At 71.0% G+C, this 16,434-nt stretch carries 11 protein-coding genes and 1 pseudogene; 7 read left to right on the top strand and 5 right to left on the bottom strand.

Features of this window, described 5'->3' with window-relative positions; translation table 11 throughout:
- Positions 1 to 778 precede the first annotated feature (778 nt).
- The gene (gene holA, locus ACZ7L7_RS03760) at positions 779 to 1,765 is read left to right on the top strand and encodes a DNA polymerase III subunit delta (RefSeq protein ID WP_471591996.1); all 987 of its coding nucleotides are present in this window, start codon (positions 779 to 781) and stop codon (positions 1,763 to 1,765) included.
- Positions 1,766 to 1,835: 70 nt separating this feature from the next.
- On the top strand, positions 1,836 to 2,231 hold the full coding sequence (locus ACZ7L7_RS03755) for a nuclear transport factor 2 family protein (RefSeq protein ID WP_285511144.1): 396 nt from the start codon (positions 1,836 to 1,838) through the stop codon (positions 2,229 to 2,231).
- 209 nt (positions 2,232 to 2,440) lie between these two features.
- On the opposite strand, the gene rpsT is transcribed toward ACZ7L7_RS03755, so the two are convergent.
- Positions 2,441 to 2,707 carry a 30S ribosomal protein S20 gene (gene rpsT, locus ACZ7L7_RS03750; RefSeq protein ID WP_009188551.1) on the bottom strand — a complete coding sequence of 89 codons (267 nt, stop codon included), beginning with the start codon at positions 2,705 to 2,707 and terminating at the stop codon, positions 2,441 to 2,443.
- Between the two features lie 243 nt (positions 2,708 to 2,950).
- Here rpsT and lepA point away from each other — a divergent pair, with 243 nt between their 5' ends.
- Positions 2,951 to 4,819: a translation elongation factor 4 gene (gene lepA / locus ACZ7L7_RS03745; RefSeq protein WP_285511145.1), complete on the top strand. Its 1,869-nt coding sequence runs from the start codon at positions 2,951 to 2,953 to the stop codon at positions 4,817 to 4,819.
- Positions 4,820 to 5,069: 250 nt separating this feature from the next.
- Positions 5,070 to 6,944: an AMP-dependent synthetase/ligase gene (locus tag ACZ7L7_RS03740; RefSeq protein WP_285511146.1), complete on the top strand. Its 1,875-nt coding sequence runs from the start codon at positions 5,070 to 5,072 to the stop codon at positions 6,942 to 6,944.
- A gap of 24 nt (positions 6,945 to 6,968) precedes the next feature.
- Here the strand turns inward: ACZ7L7_RS03740 and ACZ7L7_RS03735 are convergent, their stop codons facing one another.
- Positions 6,969 to 7,469 carry a response regulator gene (locus ACZ7L7_RS03735; protein WP_285511147.1) on the bottom strand — a complete coding sequence of 167 codons (501 nt, stop codon included), beginning with the start codon at positions 7,467 to 7,469 and terminating at the stop codon, positions 6,969 to 6,971.
- Positions 7,466 to 10,954 (bottom strand): annotated as a pseudogene (locus tag ACZ7L7_RS03730) (HAMP domain-containing protein). The gene ACZ7L7_RS03735 and the pseudogene ACZ7L7_RS03730 overlap by 4 nt, the downstream one beginning before the upstream one ends.
- Positions 10,955 to 11,056: 102 nt before the next feature.
- On the opposite strand from ACZ7L7_RS03730, the gene ACZ7L7_RS03725 reads away from it, so the two are divergent.
- The 3 genes from ACZ7L7_RS03725 to ACZ7L7_RS03715 all read left to right on the top strand — a co-directional run bounded on the left by ACZ7L7_RS03725 (position 11,057) and on the right by ACZ7L7_RS03715 (position 14,872).
- A complete protein-coding gene (locus ACZ7L7_RS03725) occupies positions 11,057 to 12,937 on the top strand; it encodes an ATP-binding SpoIIE family protein phosphatase (protein ID WP_285511148.1) in 1,881 nt (626 codons plus the stop codon).
- Positions 12,938 to 12,964: 27 nt separating this feature from the next.
- Positions 12,965 to 14,197 (top strand): radical SAM family heme chaperone HemW, encoded by a 1,233-nt coding sequence (gene hemW / locus ACZ7L7_RS03720; protein WP_285511149.1) that lies wholly within the window; start codon positions 12,965 to 12,967, stop codon positions 14,195 to 14,197.
- 102 nt (positions 14,198 to 14,299) lie between these two features.
- On the top strand, positions 14,300 to 14,872 hold the full coding sequence (locus tag ACZ7L7_RS03715; protein ID WP_093718126.1) for a Uma2 family endonuclease: 573 nt from the start codon (positions 14,300 to 14,302) through the stop codon (positions 14,870 to 14,872).
- On the opposite strand, the gene ACZ7L7_RS03710 is transcribed toward ACZ7L7_RS03715, so the two are convergent.
- A complete protein-coding gene (locus tag ACZ7L7_RS03710; protein ID WP_261718360.1) occupies positions 14,856 to 15,665 on the bottom strand; it encodes a DUF3097 domain-containing protein in 810 nt (269 codons plus the stop codon). The two genes, ACZ7L7_RS03715 and ACZ7L7_RS03710, sit on opposite strands and share 17 nt — an antisense overlap.
- Positions 15,666 to 15,699: 34 nt before the next feature.
- On the bottom strand, positions 15,700 to 16,425 hold the full coding sequence (locus ACZ7L7_RS03705; RefSeq protein ID WP_453600175.1) for an MBL fold metallo-hydrolase: 726 nt from the start codon (positions 16,423 to 16,425) through the stop codon (positions 15,700 to 15,702).
- Between the last annotated feature and the right edge of the window lie 9 nt (positions 16,426 to 16,434).

The raw sequence follows: 16,434 nt of genomic DNA, 5'->3' as shown, positions 1-16,434 counted from the left end.
CTGCCCCTCGGCGGCCCGGCATGCTGGCCCCCGTCTGCGCCCTGTTCCGGCGGTCCGCCGTGTGCCTGCCCCCCGTCTGCCGCCCTGTTTTGACGGTCCGCCGTGTGCTGCTTCCGTCTGCCGCCCTGCTCCGGCGGTTCCGCCGTGTGCTGCTTCCGTCTGCCGCCCTTTTCCCGCCGCCCGCCTGCCCCACCCGCCCGCCCGTCCCTCCTGTCCGGCCCGCCCGCCCGAGCTTCCGCTCCGCCTGCCGCGAGGCGGTGGGTCGGCGGCCTGGCTGCGCAGCCCGTGCCGCCCCGGTGGGTTCCCGCTGGGCCGCGCCGCCCGGCCGCCGTGGAGCCCCCGGCTGCGCTGCTCGGCGGCTGTGGAGCTCCCGCCCGTGGTGGCTTGCCCGCTGTGTGACGCTGGGCCCGGTGCTGTTGTCCCGTCTACCCGGCCGTCCCGGTGGTCTCCGCCGGCCTGCGCCGCCCGGCTGCTGTGGAGCCCCGGTCTGCGTCGTCCGGCTGCTGTGGAGCCCCGGTCTGCGTCGTCCGGCTGCTGTGGAGCCCCGGTCTGCGTCGTCCGGCTGCTGTGGAGCCCCGGTCTGCGTCGTCCGGCTGCTGTGGAGCCCCGGCCCGCGCCGCCCGGCTGCTGTGGAGCCCCCCGCCCGTGCTGGCCCGCCCGCCGTGTGTCGCCGGGCACGGTGCTGTTGTCCCGACCCGGTCGCCGCCGGTCCGTGCTGTTGTCCCGACCCGGTCGCCGTCGGTCCGCGCTGTCAGTCCTCCGTGCCATCCTTGTCCCGATGGCCAAGAAATCCGCTGCAGATGACCTGCTCGCTCCTGTGACCGTTGCCGTCGGGCAGGAGGAGCTGTTGCTCGACCGGGCCGTGCAGGAGGTGGTGCGGGCGGCGAAGGCCGCCGACGCCGACACCGATGTGCGGGAGCTGACCCCGGAGCAGTTGCAGCCGGGGACCTTGGCCGAGCTGACCAGCCCGTCCCTCTTCGCCGAGCGCAAGGTCGTCGTCGTGCGCAACGCGCAGGATCTCGGCGCCGACACCGTCAAGGACGTCAAGGCGTATCTCGCGGCGCCCGCCGAGGAGATCACCCTGGTGCTGCTCCACGCCGGCGGGGCCAAGGGCAAGGGGCTGCTCGACGCCGCGCGGAAGGCCGGGGCACGCGAGGTCGCCTGTCCGAAGATGACCAAGCCCGCCGACCGGCTGGCCTTCGTGCGGCAGGAGTTCCGGGCCACCGGCCGGTCCGCGACGCCCGAGGCGTGCCAGGCGCTCGTCGACTCCATCGGCAGCGACCTGCGGGAGCTGGCGTCCGCCGTGAGCCAGCTCGTCGCCGATGTCGAGGGGACCATCGACGAGGCCGTCGTCGGGCGGTACTACACCGGCCGGGCCGAGGCCTCCAGCTTCACCGTCGCCGACCGGGCCGTGGAGGGGCGTACGGCCGAGGCGCTGGAGGCGCTGCGGTGGTCGCTGGCCACCGGTGTCGCCCCCGTCCTGATCACCAGCGCCCTCGCCCAGGGCGTGAGGGCCATCGGCAAGCTCTCCTCCGCGCGCGGTGGCCGCCCCGCCGATCTCGCCCGTGAGCTGGGCATGCCCCCTTGGAAGATCGACCGGGTGCGCCAGCAGATGCGCGGCTGGACCCCGGACGGCGTCGCCGTCGCGCTGCGTGCCGTCGCGGAGGCGGACGCCGGGGTCAAGGGCGGCGGGGACGACCCCGAGTACGCCCTGGAGAAGGCCGTCGTCACCATCGCGCGGGCCGCCCGTTCCAGAGGACGCTGAGCCCGCGGAGGGGGAAAATGAGCCCTGTCAGCCGCCCATCCGCCGGGAAGCAGGAAAGGTGGCGGTAACCATGGCTGAACACCCCCACGCAATGATCGTCCGCAAGGGATACGAGGCCTTCGCGCGCGGTGACATGGACGCGCTGCGCGCCCTGATGACCTCGGACTGTACGCACCACGTACCCGGCAGCCACATGCTCTCCGGTGACTACAAGGGCCAGGACGCGGTCATCGAGATGTACGGAAGGCTCGCCGAGGAGACCCAGGGCACGATGAAGGTCGAGCCCCGCTCCTACATGGTCGACGGCCGTGGCCATGTCGTGGCCATGCACCACTTCTCCGCCGACCGCAACGGCAAGCACCTGGAGGAGGACGGCTGCATCGTCTTCCGCATCGTCGGCGACAAGGTCACCGACCTCGACGAGTGCGTCGCGGACCTCGACCGCGCCAACGAGTTCTGGAGCTGAGGCGGACAGCCCGAAGGCCCCGGCACCCGTCCTGGGGAAGGACAGGCGCCGGGGCCTCCGGTTCACGATGTCGAGCCCGTACCCGCGTGGCGAACGCAGGCCGCGTACGAGCTCAGGGTGCCGGTCGGGGGCGGATGAGAGAGGGCCCGCCCGGGTCCCACCGGCGACTGGACCCGGCGTACCGGATCCGATCAGACCAGATGAAGGGTTCAGCCCTTGAGCGCGGCGACCTTCGAAGCAAGCGCCGACTTCTTGTTGGCGGCCTGGTTCTTGTGGATGACGCCCTTGGAGACGGCCTTGTCGAGCTGACGCGCGGCAGCGCGCTGGTACTCGGTGGCCTTCTCCACGTCACCCGCGGCAGCGGCCTCACGGGCCTTGCGGATCGCGGTCTTCAGAGAGGACTTGACGGCCTTGTTGCGCAGCCGGGCCTTCTCGTTGGTCTTGATCCGCTTGATCTGGGACTTGATGTTCGCCACGAATGAGCCTTTTCAGGTTCAGGCACGGGGCCGCACGGGACCCGTACCGGTGATTTTCTTGGGGTGTGCCTCGCGCTGAGAGGGCATGAGACACAGCCACCCAGACTACCAGCGGCCCAGGATGCGGCCCAAACCGGTCTCCGGTAGCCGCCCGTGGGACCATGGAGCCTACGTATAGACCCGATCGTTGTTCCGACCCGAGACCGCAGACGGCTGCGGACGCCTCAAGAATCAGGACCCTGCGTGCCCGCGATCCCTAGCCATGTGCCCGAGCCGAGCCGTACCGACCCGGCTCTGATCCGCAATTTCTGCATCATCGCGCACATCGACCACGGCAAGTCCACGCTCGCCGACCGGATGCTCCAGCTGACCGGCGTGGTCGAGCAGCGGCAGATGCGTGCTCAGTACCTCGACCGCATGGACATCGAGCGCGAGCGCGGCATCACCATCAAGTCCCAGGCCGTGCGTCTGCCCTGGGCGCCCACCACGGACCCGGGCAACACGCACATCCTCAACATGATCGACACCCCCGGGCACGTCGACTTCACCTACGAGGTCTCCCGGTCGCTCGCCGCGTGCGAGGGGACCATCCTCCTGGTGGACGCCGCCCAGGGCATCGAGGCGCAGACCCTCGCCAACCTCTACCTGGCGATGGAGAACGACCTCACGATCATCCCCGTGCTGAACAAGATCGACCTGCCGGCCGCGCAGCCCGAGAAGTTCGCCGAGGAGCTGGCCAACCTGGTCGGCTGCGACCCGAGCGACGTGCTGAAGGTCTCGGCGAAGACGGGCCTGGGCGTGGAGGCGCTGCTGGACAAGGTCGTCGCGGAGATCCCGGCCCCGGTCGGCGTCAAGGACGCCCCCGCCCGCGCGATGATCTTCGACTCGGTCTACGACTCCTACCGCGGCGTCGTCACCTACGTGCGTGTCATCGACGGCCAGCTCAACAAGCGCGAGCGCATCAGGATGATGTCGACCGGCGCCACCCACGAGCTGCTGGAGATCGGCACCAACTCGCCGGAGATGCTCCCCGCCGACGGTCTCGGCGTGGGCGAGGTGGGCTATCTGATCACCGGTGTGAAGGACGTCCGCCAGTCCAAGGTCGGTGACACCGTCACCAGCCAGGCCAAGGGCGCCACCGAGGCGCTCGGCGGCTACAAGGACCCCAAGCCCATGGTCTTCTCGGGCCTGTATCCGCTGGACGGCTCGGACTACCCGGAGCTGCGCGAGGCCCTGGACAAGCTCCAGCTCAACGACGCGGCCCTGGTCTACGAGCCGGAGACCTCCGCGGCCCTCGGCTTCGGCTTCCGTGTCGGCTTCCTCGGCCTGCTGCACCTGGACGTGATCCGCGAGCGGCTGGAGCGCGAGTTCGGCCTCGACCTGATCGCCACCGCGCCCAACGTGGTCTACCGCGTGGTCATGGAGGACGGCAGCGAGCACACCGTCACCAACCCGAGCGAGTTCCCCGAGGGCAAGATCAACGAGGTGTACGAGCCGGTCGTGCGCGCCACGATCCTCGCGCCCACCGAGTTCATCGGCTCGATCATGGAGCTGTGCCAGACCCGGCGCGGCACCCTGCTCGGCATGGACTACCTCTCCGAGGACCGGGTCGAGATCCGCTACACGCTCCCGCTCGCGGAGATCGTCTTCGACTTCTTCGACCAGTTGAAGTCCAAGACGCGCGGCTACGCCTCGCTGGACTACGAGCCCACCGGCGAGCAGACCTCCAGCCTGGTCAAGGTCGACATCCTGCTGCACGGCGACAAGGTGGACGCCTTCTCCGCGATCACCCACAGGGACCAGGCGTACGCGTACGGCGTGCGGCTTGTCGCCAAGCTCAAGGAGCTCATCCCGCGGCAGGCCTTCGAGGTGCCCGTGCAGGCCGCCATCGGCTCCCGGGTGATCGCCCGCGAGACCATCCGCGCCATCCGCAAGGACGTCCTCGCCAAGTGCTACGGCGGTGACATCTCCCGTAAGCGCAAGCTGCTGGAGAAGCAGAAGGAAGGCAAGAAGCGGATGAAGATGGTGGGTTCCGTGGAAGTTCCGCAGGAGGCCTTCATCGCCGTACTGAGCAGTGATGACAGCACGGGGTCGGCCAAGAGCAAGAAGTAACCGCCGGTTACAGCCGTTCAGCTCGGCAAAAAGGGCACTCAGGGGTCCGTCGTACGAAAGTGCGGCGGGCCTCTGCCCATGTCGGGGGCGCGTCTCTGTAGGAAGTGACAGGGCGCGGGCTCTTACCCTTCGGCCGGTCGAGCCTTACTCTGATCCCTGCTCGATAGTTACTCGCGAGTTAAACAAGCGCGCGAGTGTGAACCAGCCGCAGCCTGAGCCAGCCGCAATGTCGCGGGCCCCGGAGGATGTCGTGAGCGACGCACAGACCTTGATCGAGAACCGTCCGCCGAGCGTGGCGGCCCTCTTCCTGGAGCGCGTGGCCGCCACGCCGGACGCGGAGGCGTACCGGTACCCGGTGCCGAACCCAGCCGGTGAGGGACCGGACGAGTGGAAGTCGCTGACCTGGAGCCAGGCCGCCGAGCGGGTCTACGCGATCGCCGCCGGTCTGATCGAACTGGGCGTGCAGCCCGAGCAGCGGGTGGCCCTCGCCTCCTCGACCCGGATCGAGTGGATCCTCGCCGACCTCGGCATCATGTGCGCGGGCGCGGCCACCACCACCATCTACCCGCAGACCAACGCGGACGAGTCGGCGTTCATCCTCTCCGACTCCGAGAGCCGGGTGCTGATCGCCGAGGACGCCGCCCAGCTGGCCAAGGCCGTCGAGAAGCGCGGTGAGCTGCCCGCCCTCACCCATGTCGTGGTGATCGACCCCACCGATGTGGAGACCGCCGACTGGATCCTCACCCTGGACGAGCTGCAGAAGCGCGGCGCCGCCCGGCTGGAGAAGGAGGGTGAGCTGATCCGCAAGCGGGTCGAGGCCATCACCAAGGACCAGCTCGCCACGCTCATCTACACCTCCGGCACCACCGGCCGCCCCAAGGGCGTGCGCCTGCCGCACGACAACTGGGCCTACATGGCCAAGGCCATCCCCGCGACCGGCCTGGTCGGCCCCGAGGACGTGCAGTACCTGTGGCTGCCGCTCGCCCACGTCTTCGGCAAGGTGCTCACCTCCGGCCAGATCGAGGTCGGCCATGTCACCGCCGTCGACGGCCGCGTCGACAAGATCATCGAGAACCTGCCGGTCGTCCAGCCGACCTACATGGCGGCCGTGCCGCGCATCTTCGAGAAGGTCTACAACGGCGTCGCCGCCAAGGCCCGCGCGGGCGGCGGGGCCAAGTACAAGATCTTCCAGTGGGCCGCCGGGGTGGCCCGTGAGTACGCCAAGGTCAGCCAGGACAACTTCCGGCGCACCGGCACCGCCTCGGTGCCCTTCGGGCTCGGCGCCAAGCACAAGATCGCCGACGCGCTCGTCTATTCCAAGCTGCGCGAGGCCTTCGGCGGCCGGCTGCGCGCCTGTGTCTCCGGCTCGGTCGCGCTCGCCCCGGAGATCGGCTTCTTCTTCTCCGGCGCCGGCATCCACATCCTGGAGGGCTACGGCCTCACCGAGTCCTCCGCCGCGTCCTTCGTGAACCCGGGCGAGGCCTACCGCACCGGCACCGTCGGCAAGCCGCTGCCCGGCTGCGAGGTCCGGATCGCCGACGACGGCGAGATCCTGCTGCGCGGCCCCGGCATCATGGAGGGCTACCACGGGCTGCCCGAGAAGACCGCCGAGGTGCTGGAGCCGGACGGCTGGTTCCACACCGGTGACATCGGCGAGCTGTCGCCCGACGGCTACCTGCGGATCACCGACCGCAAGAAGGACCTGTTCAAGACCTCCGGCGGCAAGTACATCGCGCCGACCGAGATCGAGGGCTCCTTCAAGGCGGTGTGCCCCTTCGTCTCCAACATCCTGGTGCACGGCGCCGACCGGAACTTCTGCACCGCGCTCATCGCGCTGGACGAGGCCGCGCTCATGGGCTGGGCCGAGGAGAACGGGCTCGGCGGGAAGTCGTACGCGGAGGTCGTGGCCGCGCCGGAGACCGTCGCGATGGTCGAGGGCTATGTGAAGCGGCTCAACGAGGGCCTGCAGCGCTGGCAGACCATCAAGAAGTTCCGCCTCCTGCCGCGCGACCTCGACGTGGAGCACGGCGAGATCACGCCCAGCCTGAAGCTGAAGCGGCCGGTCGTGGAGCGGGAGTACGCGCACCTGCTGGAGGAGATGTACGCGGGCACGCGCGAGGCGTAGCGGGCTGTCGGGGGATCCGCGCGGCTAGCCGGTCGTCGTGGCCGGTCGCGCGGGTTCCCCCGACGCCTCCACCAGCGCCCTGAGCTCCCGGACCTCGGCTCTCAGCGCCTCCAACTGGAGCTGTTTGCTGTGCAGGTCCAGGAACACCCGCACCTTCGCCCTGAGCACCCAGGGGTCGAAGGGCTTGGTGACGTAGTCCGCGGCACCGGTGGCGTAGCCGCGGAAGGCGAAGCCCGCGTCGTCGTCCGCGCCGGTGAGGAAGATGATCGGGACGTCCTTCGTCTGGTCCAGGCGTTTGATGTTCGCCGCCGTCTCGAAGCCGTCCATGCCGGGCATCCGGATGTCCATGAGGACCAGGGCGAAGCGGCGGCGCAACAGGGCCTTCATCGCCTCCTCGCCGGAACGGGCGCGCACCAGCGGCCGGTTGAGTGAGGCGAGCACCGCCTCCAGGGCGATGAGGTTGTCCTCCATGTCGTCGACGAGCAGGATCCCGGCGCGGCTGTCGTGGGCGTCTGTGGCGTTCATGATGGGGCCTCGTCCGCTTCCTCCGGGTCCAGCAGCGCGCAGACGGCGGTGAGCAGCCGGTCCACGTCCACCGGTTTGGGTACGTAGTCGTTGGCGCCGCGCGCGATGGACTTCTCCCGGTCGCCGGGCATCGCCTTCGCGGTCAGCGCGATGATCGGCAGGCCGACCCAGCGCGGGGTGCGGCGGATCGCCGCGATGGTCTCGTAGCCGTCCATCTCCGGCATCATGATGTCCATCAGGACGAGTTCGACGTCCGGGTTGCGCTCCAGGGTCTCGATGCCCTCACGGCCGTTCTCCGCGTACAGCACGGGCATGCCGACCCGGCCGAGCACATGGGTCAGCGCGAAGACGTTGCGGATGTCGTCGTCCACGATCAGCACCCGCCGCCCGGACAGCACCCGCCCGGCCCGCCCGGACTGCCACTCCTCCAGCCCGGTCGGCGCGGGCCAGGCCTCGTCGGGCTCCGGCACCGGCGGCATCTGCTCCGGCAGCGGTACGGCGCCCCGGTCCTCGGGCACCGGGTGGCCGGGGCTGACGACCGGCACGTACAGCGTGAAGGTGGAGCCCTTCCCCGGTTCACTCGCGGCGACGATACGGCCGCCCAGCAGCCCCGCGATCTCCCGGCTGATGGACAGACCGAGCCCCGTGCCGCCGTACTTGCGGTTGGTGGTGGCGTCGGCCTGCTGGAACGCCTCGAAGATCACCGCGAGCTTCTCCGGCGCGATGCCGATCCCGGTGTCGGAGACCGCGAAGGCGATCACCTCACCGCCCTCCCGATCGGGGTCCGCGATCCGGCCGACGCTCAGTTCGACCCGGCCCGACGCGGTGAACTTGATGGCGTTGGAGAGCAGATTGCGCAGGATCTGCTGGAGCCGCTGCTCGTCGGAGTACCTCTCGCGCGGTACGTCCTCGCCGACCGATACCTCGAAGGCGAGCCCCCGGTCGTGGGTGAGGGGGCGGAAGGTGGCGTGGACGTAGTCGAGCAGTTTGATCAGCGGCAGGCGCTTGGGGCGTACGTCCATCCGGCCGGCCTCGATCTTGGACAGGTCCAGGATGTCGTTGATCAGCTGGAGCAGGTCCGAGCCCGAGCGGTGGATCGTCGTGGCGAACTGGACCTCCTGGCCGGAGAGATGGCCGTCCGGGTTGTCCGACAGCAGCCGGGCGAGGATCAGCAGGGAGTTCAGCGGGGTGCGCAGCTCGTGCGACATGTTCGCCAGGAACTCCGACTTGTACTGGGAGCTGGTGGCCAGCAGGGCCGCCTTCTCCTCCAGTTCGGCGTTGGAGCGCTGCAACTCCGCCTGCTGCTTCTGCAGTTCGTCGGAGCGTTCCTGGAGCTGGCGGGCCAAGCCGCTGGGACTCGCCGAGCAGGGACTCGGTGCGGGAGTTGGCGATGATGGTGTTGATCGCGACGCCGATGGTGTTCACGAACTGGTCGAAGAACGCCAGATGGACGTCGGAGAAGCGGGAGAAGGAGGCCAGCTCGATCACGCCGAGCAGCTTGTCCTCGAAGATGATCGGGATGATGACGATGGTGGTCGGGGCGGCCTCGCCCAGCCCGCTGTTGATCTTGATGTAGTCCGGCGGGGCCCCCTCGACGAGGATCCGGGTCTTCTCCCGCGCCGCCTGCCGCACCAGCCCGTGCACGGGCAGTCCGCCGGTCTCCACGGTGGCGCCCTCCGCGGCGCCGTATCCGGCGATGAAGGCCAGGCCCTTGGCGGGCTCGGCGGTGTGCAGGGCGCCGTCCCCCTCCGGGTCGGCCAGGAAGAAGGCGCCGTACTGGGCGTTCACCAGCGGGGTCAGCTCGCGCAGGATCAGGTCGGCGACCTCCATCAGGTCCCGGTGGCCCTGCATCAGGGCGGCGAGGCGGGCGAGGTTGGACTCCAGCCAGTCCTTGGCGCGGGTCGTCTCGCGCAGGTTGGACACCATCAGGTTGATGTTGTCCTTCAGCTCGGCGACCTCGCCGCGCGCCTCCACCGTGATCGAGCGGGACATGTCGCCCTGGGCCACGGCCGAGGCGACCTCGGCGATCGCGCGGACCTGGGTGGTCAGGTTCGACGCCAGTTCGTTCACGTTGGTCGTCAGCCGCTTCCAGGTGCCGTAGACGCCCTCCACCCGGGCCTGGCCGCCCAGCTGGCCCTCGGAGCCGACCTCGCGGGCGACGCGGGTGACCTCGGAGGAGAAGGAGGAGAGCGTGTCGACCATGGTGTTGATGGCCGTCTTCAGTTCCAGGATCTCCCCGCGCGCGTCCACGGTGATCTTCTTGGAGAGGTCGCCGTTGGCGACGGCGGTGGTGACCTGGGCGATGTTGCGGACCTGAGAAGTCAGGTTCAGGGCCATGAAGTTGACGTTGTCGGTGAGGTCCTTCCAGACCCCGGAGACGCCCCGTACCTGCGCCTGACCGCCGAGGTTTCCCTCGGTGCCGACTTCGCGGGCGACGCGGGTGACCTCGTCGGCGAAGGCGGAGAGCTGGTCGACCATGGTGTTGATGGTCGACTTCAGCTCCAGGATCTCGCCCTGGGCGTCGACGGTGATCTTCTGCGACAGGTCACCGTTGGCCACCGCCGTGGTCACCTGCGCGATATTGCGGACCTGGGACGTCAGGTTCGACGCCATGAAGTTGACGTTGTCGGTCAGGTCCTTCCAGACCCCGGACACCCCGCGCACCTGCGCCCGGCCGCCCAACTGCCCCTCGGTGCCGACCTCGCGGGCCACCCGCGTCACCTCGTCGGCGAACGCCGAGAGCTGCTCCACCATGGTGTTCACGGTGAGCTTCAGCTCCAGCAGCTCGCCCGTCGCCTCCACGGTGACCGTACGGGTCGGATCGCCGCGCGCCACCGCCGTGGTCACCAGGGCGATGTCCCGCACCTGCGCCGTCAGCCGGGCCGCCATGGTGTTGACCGCCTCGGTCACATCCCGCCAACTGCCCGACAGACCCCGCACCTTGGCGCGCCCGCCGAGCCGCCCCTCGGTGCCGACCTCCCGCGCGACCCGCGTCACCTCGCCGGTGAACAGCGACAGCTGGTCCACCATCTTGTTCACGGCACGGCCGAGGCGCCGCAGGTCGCCGCGTAACTGGCGGGAGCCGTCGTGCAGATCGACCCGCTGGGTCAGATCGCCGCCCGCCACCGCGTCCAGCACCCGGGTCGCGTTCGCCGCCGGGGCGACGATGGCGTCGAGCAGCTGGTTCACGTCGTCGACCCGGGCCGTCCAGGCGCCCGGCCCCGGGCTCGCCGCCAGCCGTTCGTCGAGGCGGCCGTGCCGCACCAACTCCCGCTTCACCCGTTGCACCTCGGAGTTGAAGTGCGTACTGCGGTCCATGATCTGGTGGTAGGCGGCGACCAGTTCCGCGACCAGACCGGTGCCCGGATCGGAGACCCTGCGGAAGTCCCCGTCGCGCGCGAGGTCATCGCGGCGAGCAGGGGGCGCAGATCCGATGCTCGAATCTGTCCGTCTTCGAGCACGCGTGTACCACTGTTCTCACTCATGGCGGCCCGATTCGGTAACTCGGTGCTTATGGGCGTGGTCAGTCTGTCACTCTGTCCGCGTCAACTGAGGTGTATTCGCACGAACCGTTCGGGGAGCTGTCCATGAGTGCCATTCCGACGCAACGGGAGACCGCTTCCCTTGCCTCTGATGCGCACGCCCCCTCCGGCGCCTCCGTGCTCCCCCGCGCATGGAGTCACGCGAGCCTGCCCGGAAGCTCCCTCGCGCCGGGTTCCGCCCGCGCCCTCGTACGCGGCGCCCTCGCCGAGTGGGCCGAACTCGGGCCCGGCACCGAGCACCACACCCCGCGCCTCGTCGAGGACGCCGTCCTGGTCGTCAGCGAACTCGTCACCAACGCCGTCGTGCACGCCGGGACCGACATCGAGCTGGTGTGCCGGGCCGAGGAGGCGACCGGCGCCGTCGTCATCGAGGTCTCCGACCGCCACCCCGCGCGCGCCCCGCGCGACGGCGCGGCCGAACCGGCGCACGACACCCCGGAGTACGGCCGCGGCCTGAACCTGGTCGCCCGGCTCGCCGAGTCCTGGGGCGTCACCTACCGCACCGGAGTGAAGACGGTCTGGGCCCGGCTGCCCGCCGAGGAGGACCCCGAGGACTTCGGACCGCTCACCGGCCCCCGCCTCTCCGCGCTGCCCGGCCCCGGACCGCACCGCTCCGAACGCGACCAGGACTGGCTCAACCGCGGCGCCCTCTCCTTCCTCGCCGAGGCCTCCGGCCTGCTCGCCGGACAGCTCGACGAGAACCTGGTCGCCGCGCTCACCGGCCAGCTGCTGGTGCCGCGGCTCGCCGACTGGTGCGCGGTGTGGCTGGAGGACGAGGTCACCGGACGCGGCTGGCCGCTGCCCGGCGCCGCGGGCACCGGGCCCCGGCTGGCCCGGGTCTGGCACGGCAGCGAGACCCGCATCGAGGAACTGCGCCGGGTCCTGGAGAAGGACCCCCCGCGCCCGCCCGGAGACCTGCGCTCCGGGCCCGAACCCCACCCCTGGCCCGGCGCGGCGCTGGGCCCCGGCGAGGCCGTCGGCACGGCGCTGTCGTACCGGCTGATCGCGGGCGGCCGTCCGCTCGGCACCCTGGTGACCGGGCGCGCGGGTCCGGCGGGGTTCCCCGACGAGGTCACCGGGCTCGTGGAGGACCTCGGCCGCCGGGTCGCGCTCGCCATCGGCGCGGCCCGGCAGTACGCCCGCCAGGCCACCATCAGCGCCGTCCTCCAGCGCGGACTGCTGCCCGGCGCGGTCGCCGAGATACCGGGCGTGAGCAGCGCCCTGGTCTACGAGCCCTGCGACAAGGGCGGCCCCAGCGGCGACTTCTACGACCTGTTCCCGGCGGGGGACGGCCGCTGGTGCTTCGCGGTCGGCGACGTGCAGGGCAAGGGCCCTGAGGCGGCGGTCGTGATCGGCCTCGCCCGGCCCTGGCTGCGGCTGCTGGCCCGCGAGGGGTACCGGGTCGCCGACGTCCTGGACCGGCTCAACCAGCTCCTCCTCGACGACGCCACCGAGGCCGCCGACGCCGGCGCCCGCGCGCTGGTCGGCCCCGCCGCGCCCGGCGACGGCCCCCAGACGCGGTTCCTGTCCCTGCTCTACGGCGAGCTGGCCCCCTTCGACGGCGGGGTGCGCTGCACCCTAGCCTCCGCCGGACACCCGCTGCCCCTGTTACTCGGCCCCGACGGCACCGTCCGCACCGCCGCGCAGCCGCAGACCCTGCTCGGCGTCGTCGAGGACGCCACATACACCAGCGAGACCTTCGAGCTGCTCCCCGGCGACAGCCTGCTGTGCGTCACCGACGGCGTCACCGAGCGCCGCAGCGGCTCCCGCCAGTTCGACGACGGCGACGGCCTCGCCACCGCCCTGGCCGGTTGCGCGGGCCTGAGCGCCCAGTCCATCGCGGAACGCATCCGCCGCCTGGTGCACGAGTTCGGGGGTCCGACCCCGGAGGACGATCTGGCGCTGCTGGTGCTCCAGGCGGACTAGCACCCGGCGTACTGGACAATGGGGGACATGCCTTCCGCACTCCCCGACGGTGAGCCCGTCCCCGACGACGGCTCGCTGCCCGGCTTCGCCCTCGCCGGCGCCGCCGACCGGCCCCTCGGCTTCTACCTGCACGTCCCGTACTGCGCGACCCGCTGCGGGTACTGCGACTTCAACACCTACACCGCGACCGAGCTGCGCGGCACGGGCGGAGTGCTGGCGTCCCGCGACAACTACGCCGACACCCTGGTCGACGAGATCCGGCTGGCACGGAAGGTGCTGGGCGAGGACCCGCGCGAGGTGCGCACGGTGTTCGTCGGCGGCGGTACGCCGACCCTGCTCGCCGCCGACGACCTGGTACGGATGCTCGCCGCGATCCGGGACGAGTTCGGGCTCGCCGCCGACGCCGAGATCACCACCGAGGCCAACCCCGAGTCGGTGGACCCGGCCTACCTCGCCCGGCTGCGCGAGGGCGGCTTCAACCGGGTCTCCTTCGGCATGCAGAGCGCCCGGCAGCACGTCCTGAAGGTCCTGGACCGCACCCACACGCCCGGCCGCCCCGAGGCCTGCGTCGCCGAGGCCCGCGCGGCGGGCTTCGAGCACGTCAACCTGGACCTGATCTACGGCACCCCCGGCGAGTCCGACGACGACTGGCGGGCCTCCCTTCAGGCCGCGCTCGGCGCCGGGCCCGACCACATCAGCGCCTACGCCCTGATCGTCGAGGAGGGCACCCAGCTCGCCCGCCGCATCCGCCGCGGCGAGGTCCCGATGACCGACGACGACGTCCACGCCGACCGCTACCTCATCGCCGAGTCGGTCCTGTCCGAGGCCGGATTCGACTGGTACGAGGTCTCCAACTGGGCCACCTCCGAGTCCGCCCGCTGCCTGCACAACGAGCTGTACTGGCGGGGCGCCGACTGGTGGGGCGCGGGGCCGGGGGCGCACAGCCACGTGGGCGGGGTGCGCTGGTGGAACGTGAAGCATCCGGGCGCGTACGCGGCGGCGCTGGCGGCGGGACGGTCGCCGGGGGCGGGGCGCGAGCTGCTGTCGGAGGAGGACCGGCGCGTGGAGCGGATCCTGCTGGAGCTGCGGCTGCGGGAGGGGGTGCCGCTGGAGCTGCTGCGGGAGACGGGGCTTGCGGCCTCCCGCAGGGCGCTGGGGGAGGGGCTGCTGGAGGACGGGCCGTACGCGGAGGGGCGGGCCGTGCTGACGTTGCGGGGGCGGCTGCTGGCGGACGCGGTGGTGAGGGATCTGGTGGACTGATCACTCGGGCGAGCGAATCGGTGCGGGACCTCGGTTCGGTCCCTAACCTGGTTCGTAAGCTGTCGCCGTGAGTGCGGCGACAGGAAGCGGAGGGCCACGGAGATGACCGCTGTGGATGATCGCCGGGTGCACACAGCCTTCGAGAACCTTGAGGTTCCGGAGGGCTTCAAGGCTGAGCTCATCCGGGGGGAAATCGTGATGATGGCCGGGCCCGACAAGGTCCACAACCGCATCGTTCAGTCCGTCCAGGACCAGATCCCGGCCGATCGATGGGAGCGGCTGCAGACTCAGGACGTGGCCTTCCCCGCTGAAGACAGCGAGCCTCAGCCGGATCTCGTGGTGATGGAGATCGGCGCCGATGACAGCCCGGGACGCCTCGTCCCCGGACCGGCTGTGACGATGTTGGTAGAGGTCGTCTCCAAGACCAGTGTCCACCGGGACTATGTCGAGAAGCGCTCGATCTACGCTGCTGGACGTGTCGCGGTCTACCTGATCATCGACCCCTTCGAGGCCCAGTGCCTGGTGCTGACAGAGCCGACCGGTACAGGTTTGTCAGCGGACTACCAGTCGAAGCGGACCCGCAAGTTCGGCGACCCGGTGCCGCTGCCCATTATCGGCATCGAGCTCGACACCAGCGGGTTCGGGACTCTGCCGCCCCTCAGGGCTGCACCGTGACGAAGTCGATCAGCTCCTCCACCCGCCCCAGCAGCTCCGGCTCCAGGTCCTTGTAGGAGTTCACCCGCTTCAGGATCGCCTGCCACACCGCCCCGGTGTTCTCCGACGGCCACCCCAGCGCCCGGCACACCCCCGTCTTCCAGTCCTGCCCATGGGGGACTTTCGGCCAGCCCGCGATCCCCAGGGACGACGGCTTCACCGCCTCCCAGATGTCGATGTACGGGTGGCCCACCACCAGGGCGTGCTCACTGGTCACGGACTGGGCGATCCGCCATTCCTTCGTGCCGGGGACGAGATGGTCCACCAGGACCCCGAGCCGCGCGTCCGGGCCCGGCGCGAAGTCCGCCACGATCGACGGCAGGTCGTCCACGCCCTCCAGGTACTCCACGACCACGCCCTCGATGCGCAGGTCGTCGCCCCACACCTTCTCCACCAGCTCGGCGTCGTGGCGGCCCTCGACATAGATGCGCCCGGCGCGGGCCACACGGGCGCGGGCGCCGGGGACGGCCACCGAGCCGGAGGCGGTGCGGCTGGGGCGTACGGGGGCGGCGGACGACGGTCGTACGAGGGTCACGACCCGCCCCTCCAGCAGGAACCCGCGCGGCTCCAGCGGGAACACCCGGTGCTTGCCGAAGCGGTCCTCCAGCGTCACCGTGCCCGCCTCGCAGCGGATCACCGCCCCGCAGAACCCGGTGCCGGGCTCCTCCACCACCAGTCCCGGCTCCGCGGCGACCTCGGGGACGGGCTTCGGCTTCTTCCAGGGCGGGGTCAGATCGGCGGAGTACTGGCGCATTCGGATGACGATAGGAGAACCGGCGCCGCGGGTCCTACGACACGCCGAAACGCGCCGCCAGCGCGTCCCGCTGCGCCCGTACGAACGCCGCGTCCACCACCGCTCCGTGACCGGGCACGTACAGCGCGTCCGGCCCGCCGAGGGACAGCAGCCGGTCCAGGGCGTCCGGCCAGCGCGACGGCACCGCGTCCGGGCCCGCCTGCGGCTCGCCCGACTCCTCCACCAGGTCGCCGCAGAACACCACCTCCGGGCTGCCCGGCACCAGGACCACCAGGTCGTGGGCGGTGTGCCCGGGGCCGACGTTCGCCAGCAGCACCTGGCGGCCGGGGCCGAGGTCCAGGGTCCACTCGCCAAAGACATGGTGCTTGGGCGGCACCAGCACCTCCACCGCCTCGTCGGCCACGCGCGCGTCCAGCCCGTGCCGTACCGCGTCCGCCCGCAGCTCCGCCCGGCCGTGCGGCCCGTACACCGCGTCGACGCCGACCGCGCCGTACACCTCCGCCCCCGCGAACGCCGCCGCCCCGAAGACATGGTCGAAGTGCGGATGGGTCAGCGCGAGATGGGTCACACGGTGACCGGCCAGCTCCTCCGCCGCCAGCCTGAGCCGCGCCCCCTCGGCCGGGCTCGACCCCGCGTCGACCATCAGCGCCGTACCCTCGCCGAGGACCAGCCCCACCGTGCAGTCCCAGCCCGGCAGCCGGACCCGGCCCACCCCCGTCGCGACCTGCTCCCACCCGAGGTCTTCCCAAGTCACCGTCATACGGCGACG

The sequence above is a fragment of the Streptomyces sp. NPDC110618 genome, assembly GCF_055657065.1.
The sequence above is the reverse complement of the archived record's forward strand: the minus strand, read 5'-3'. Positions and strand labels throughout refer to the sequence as shown.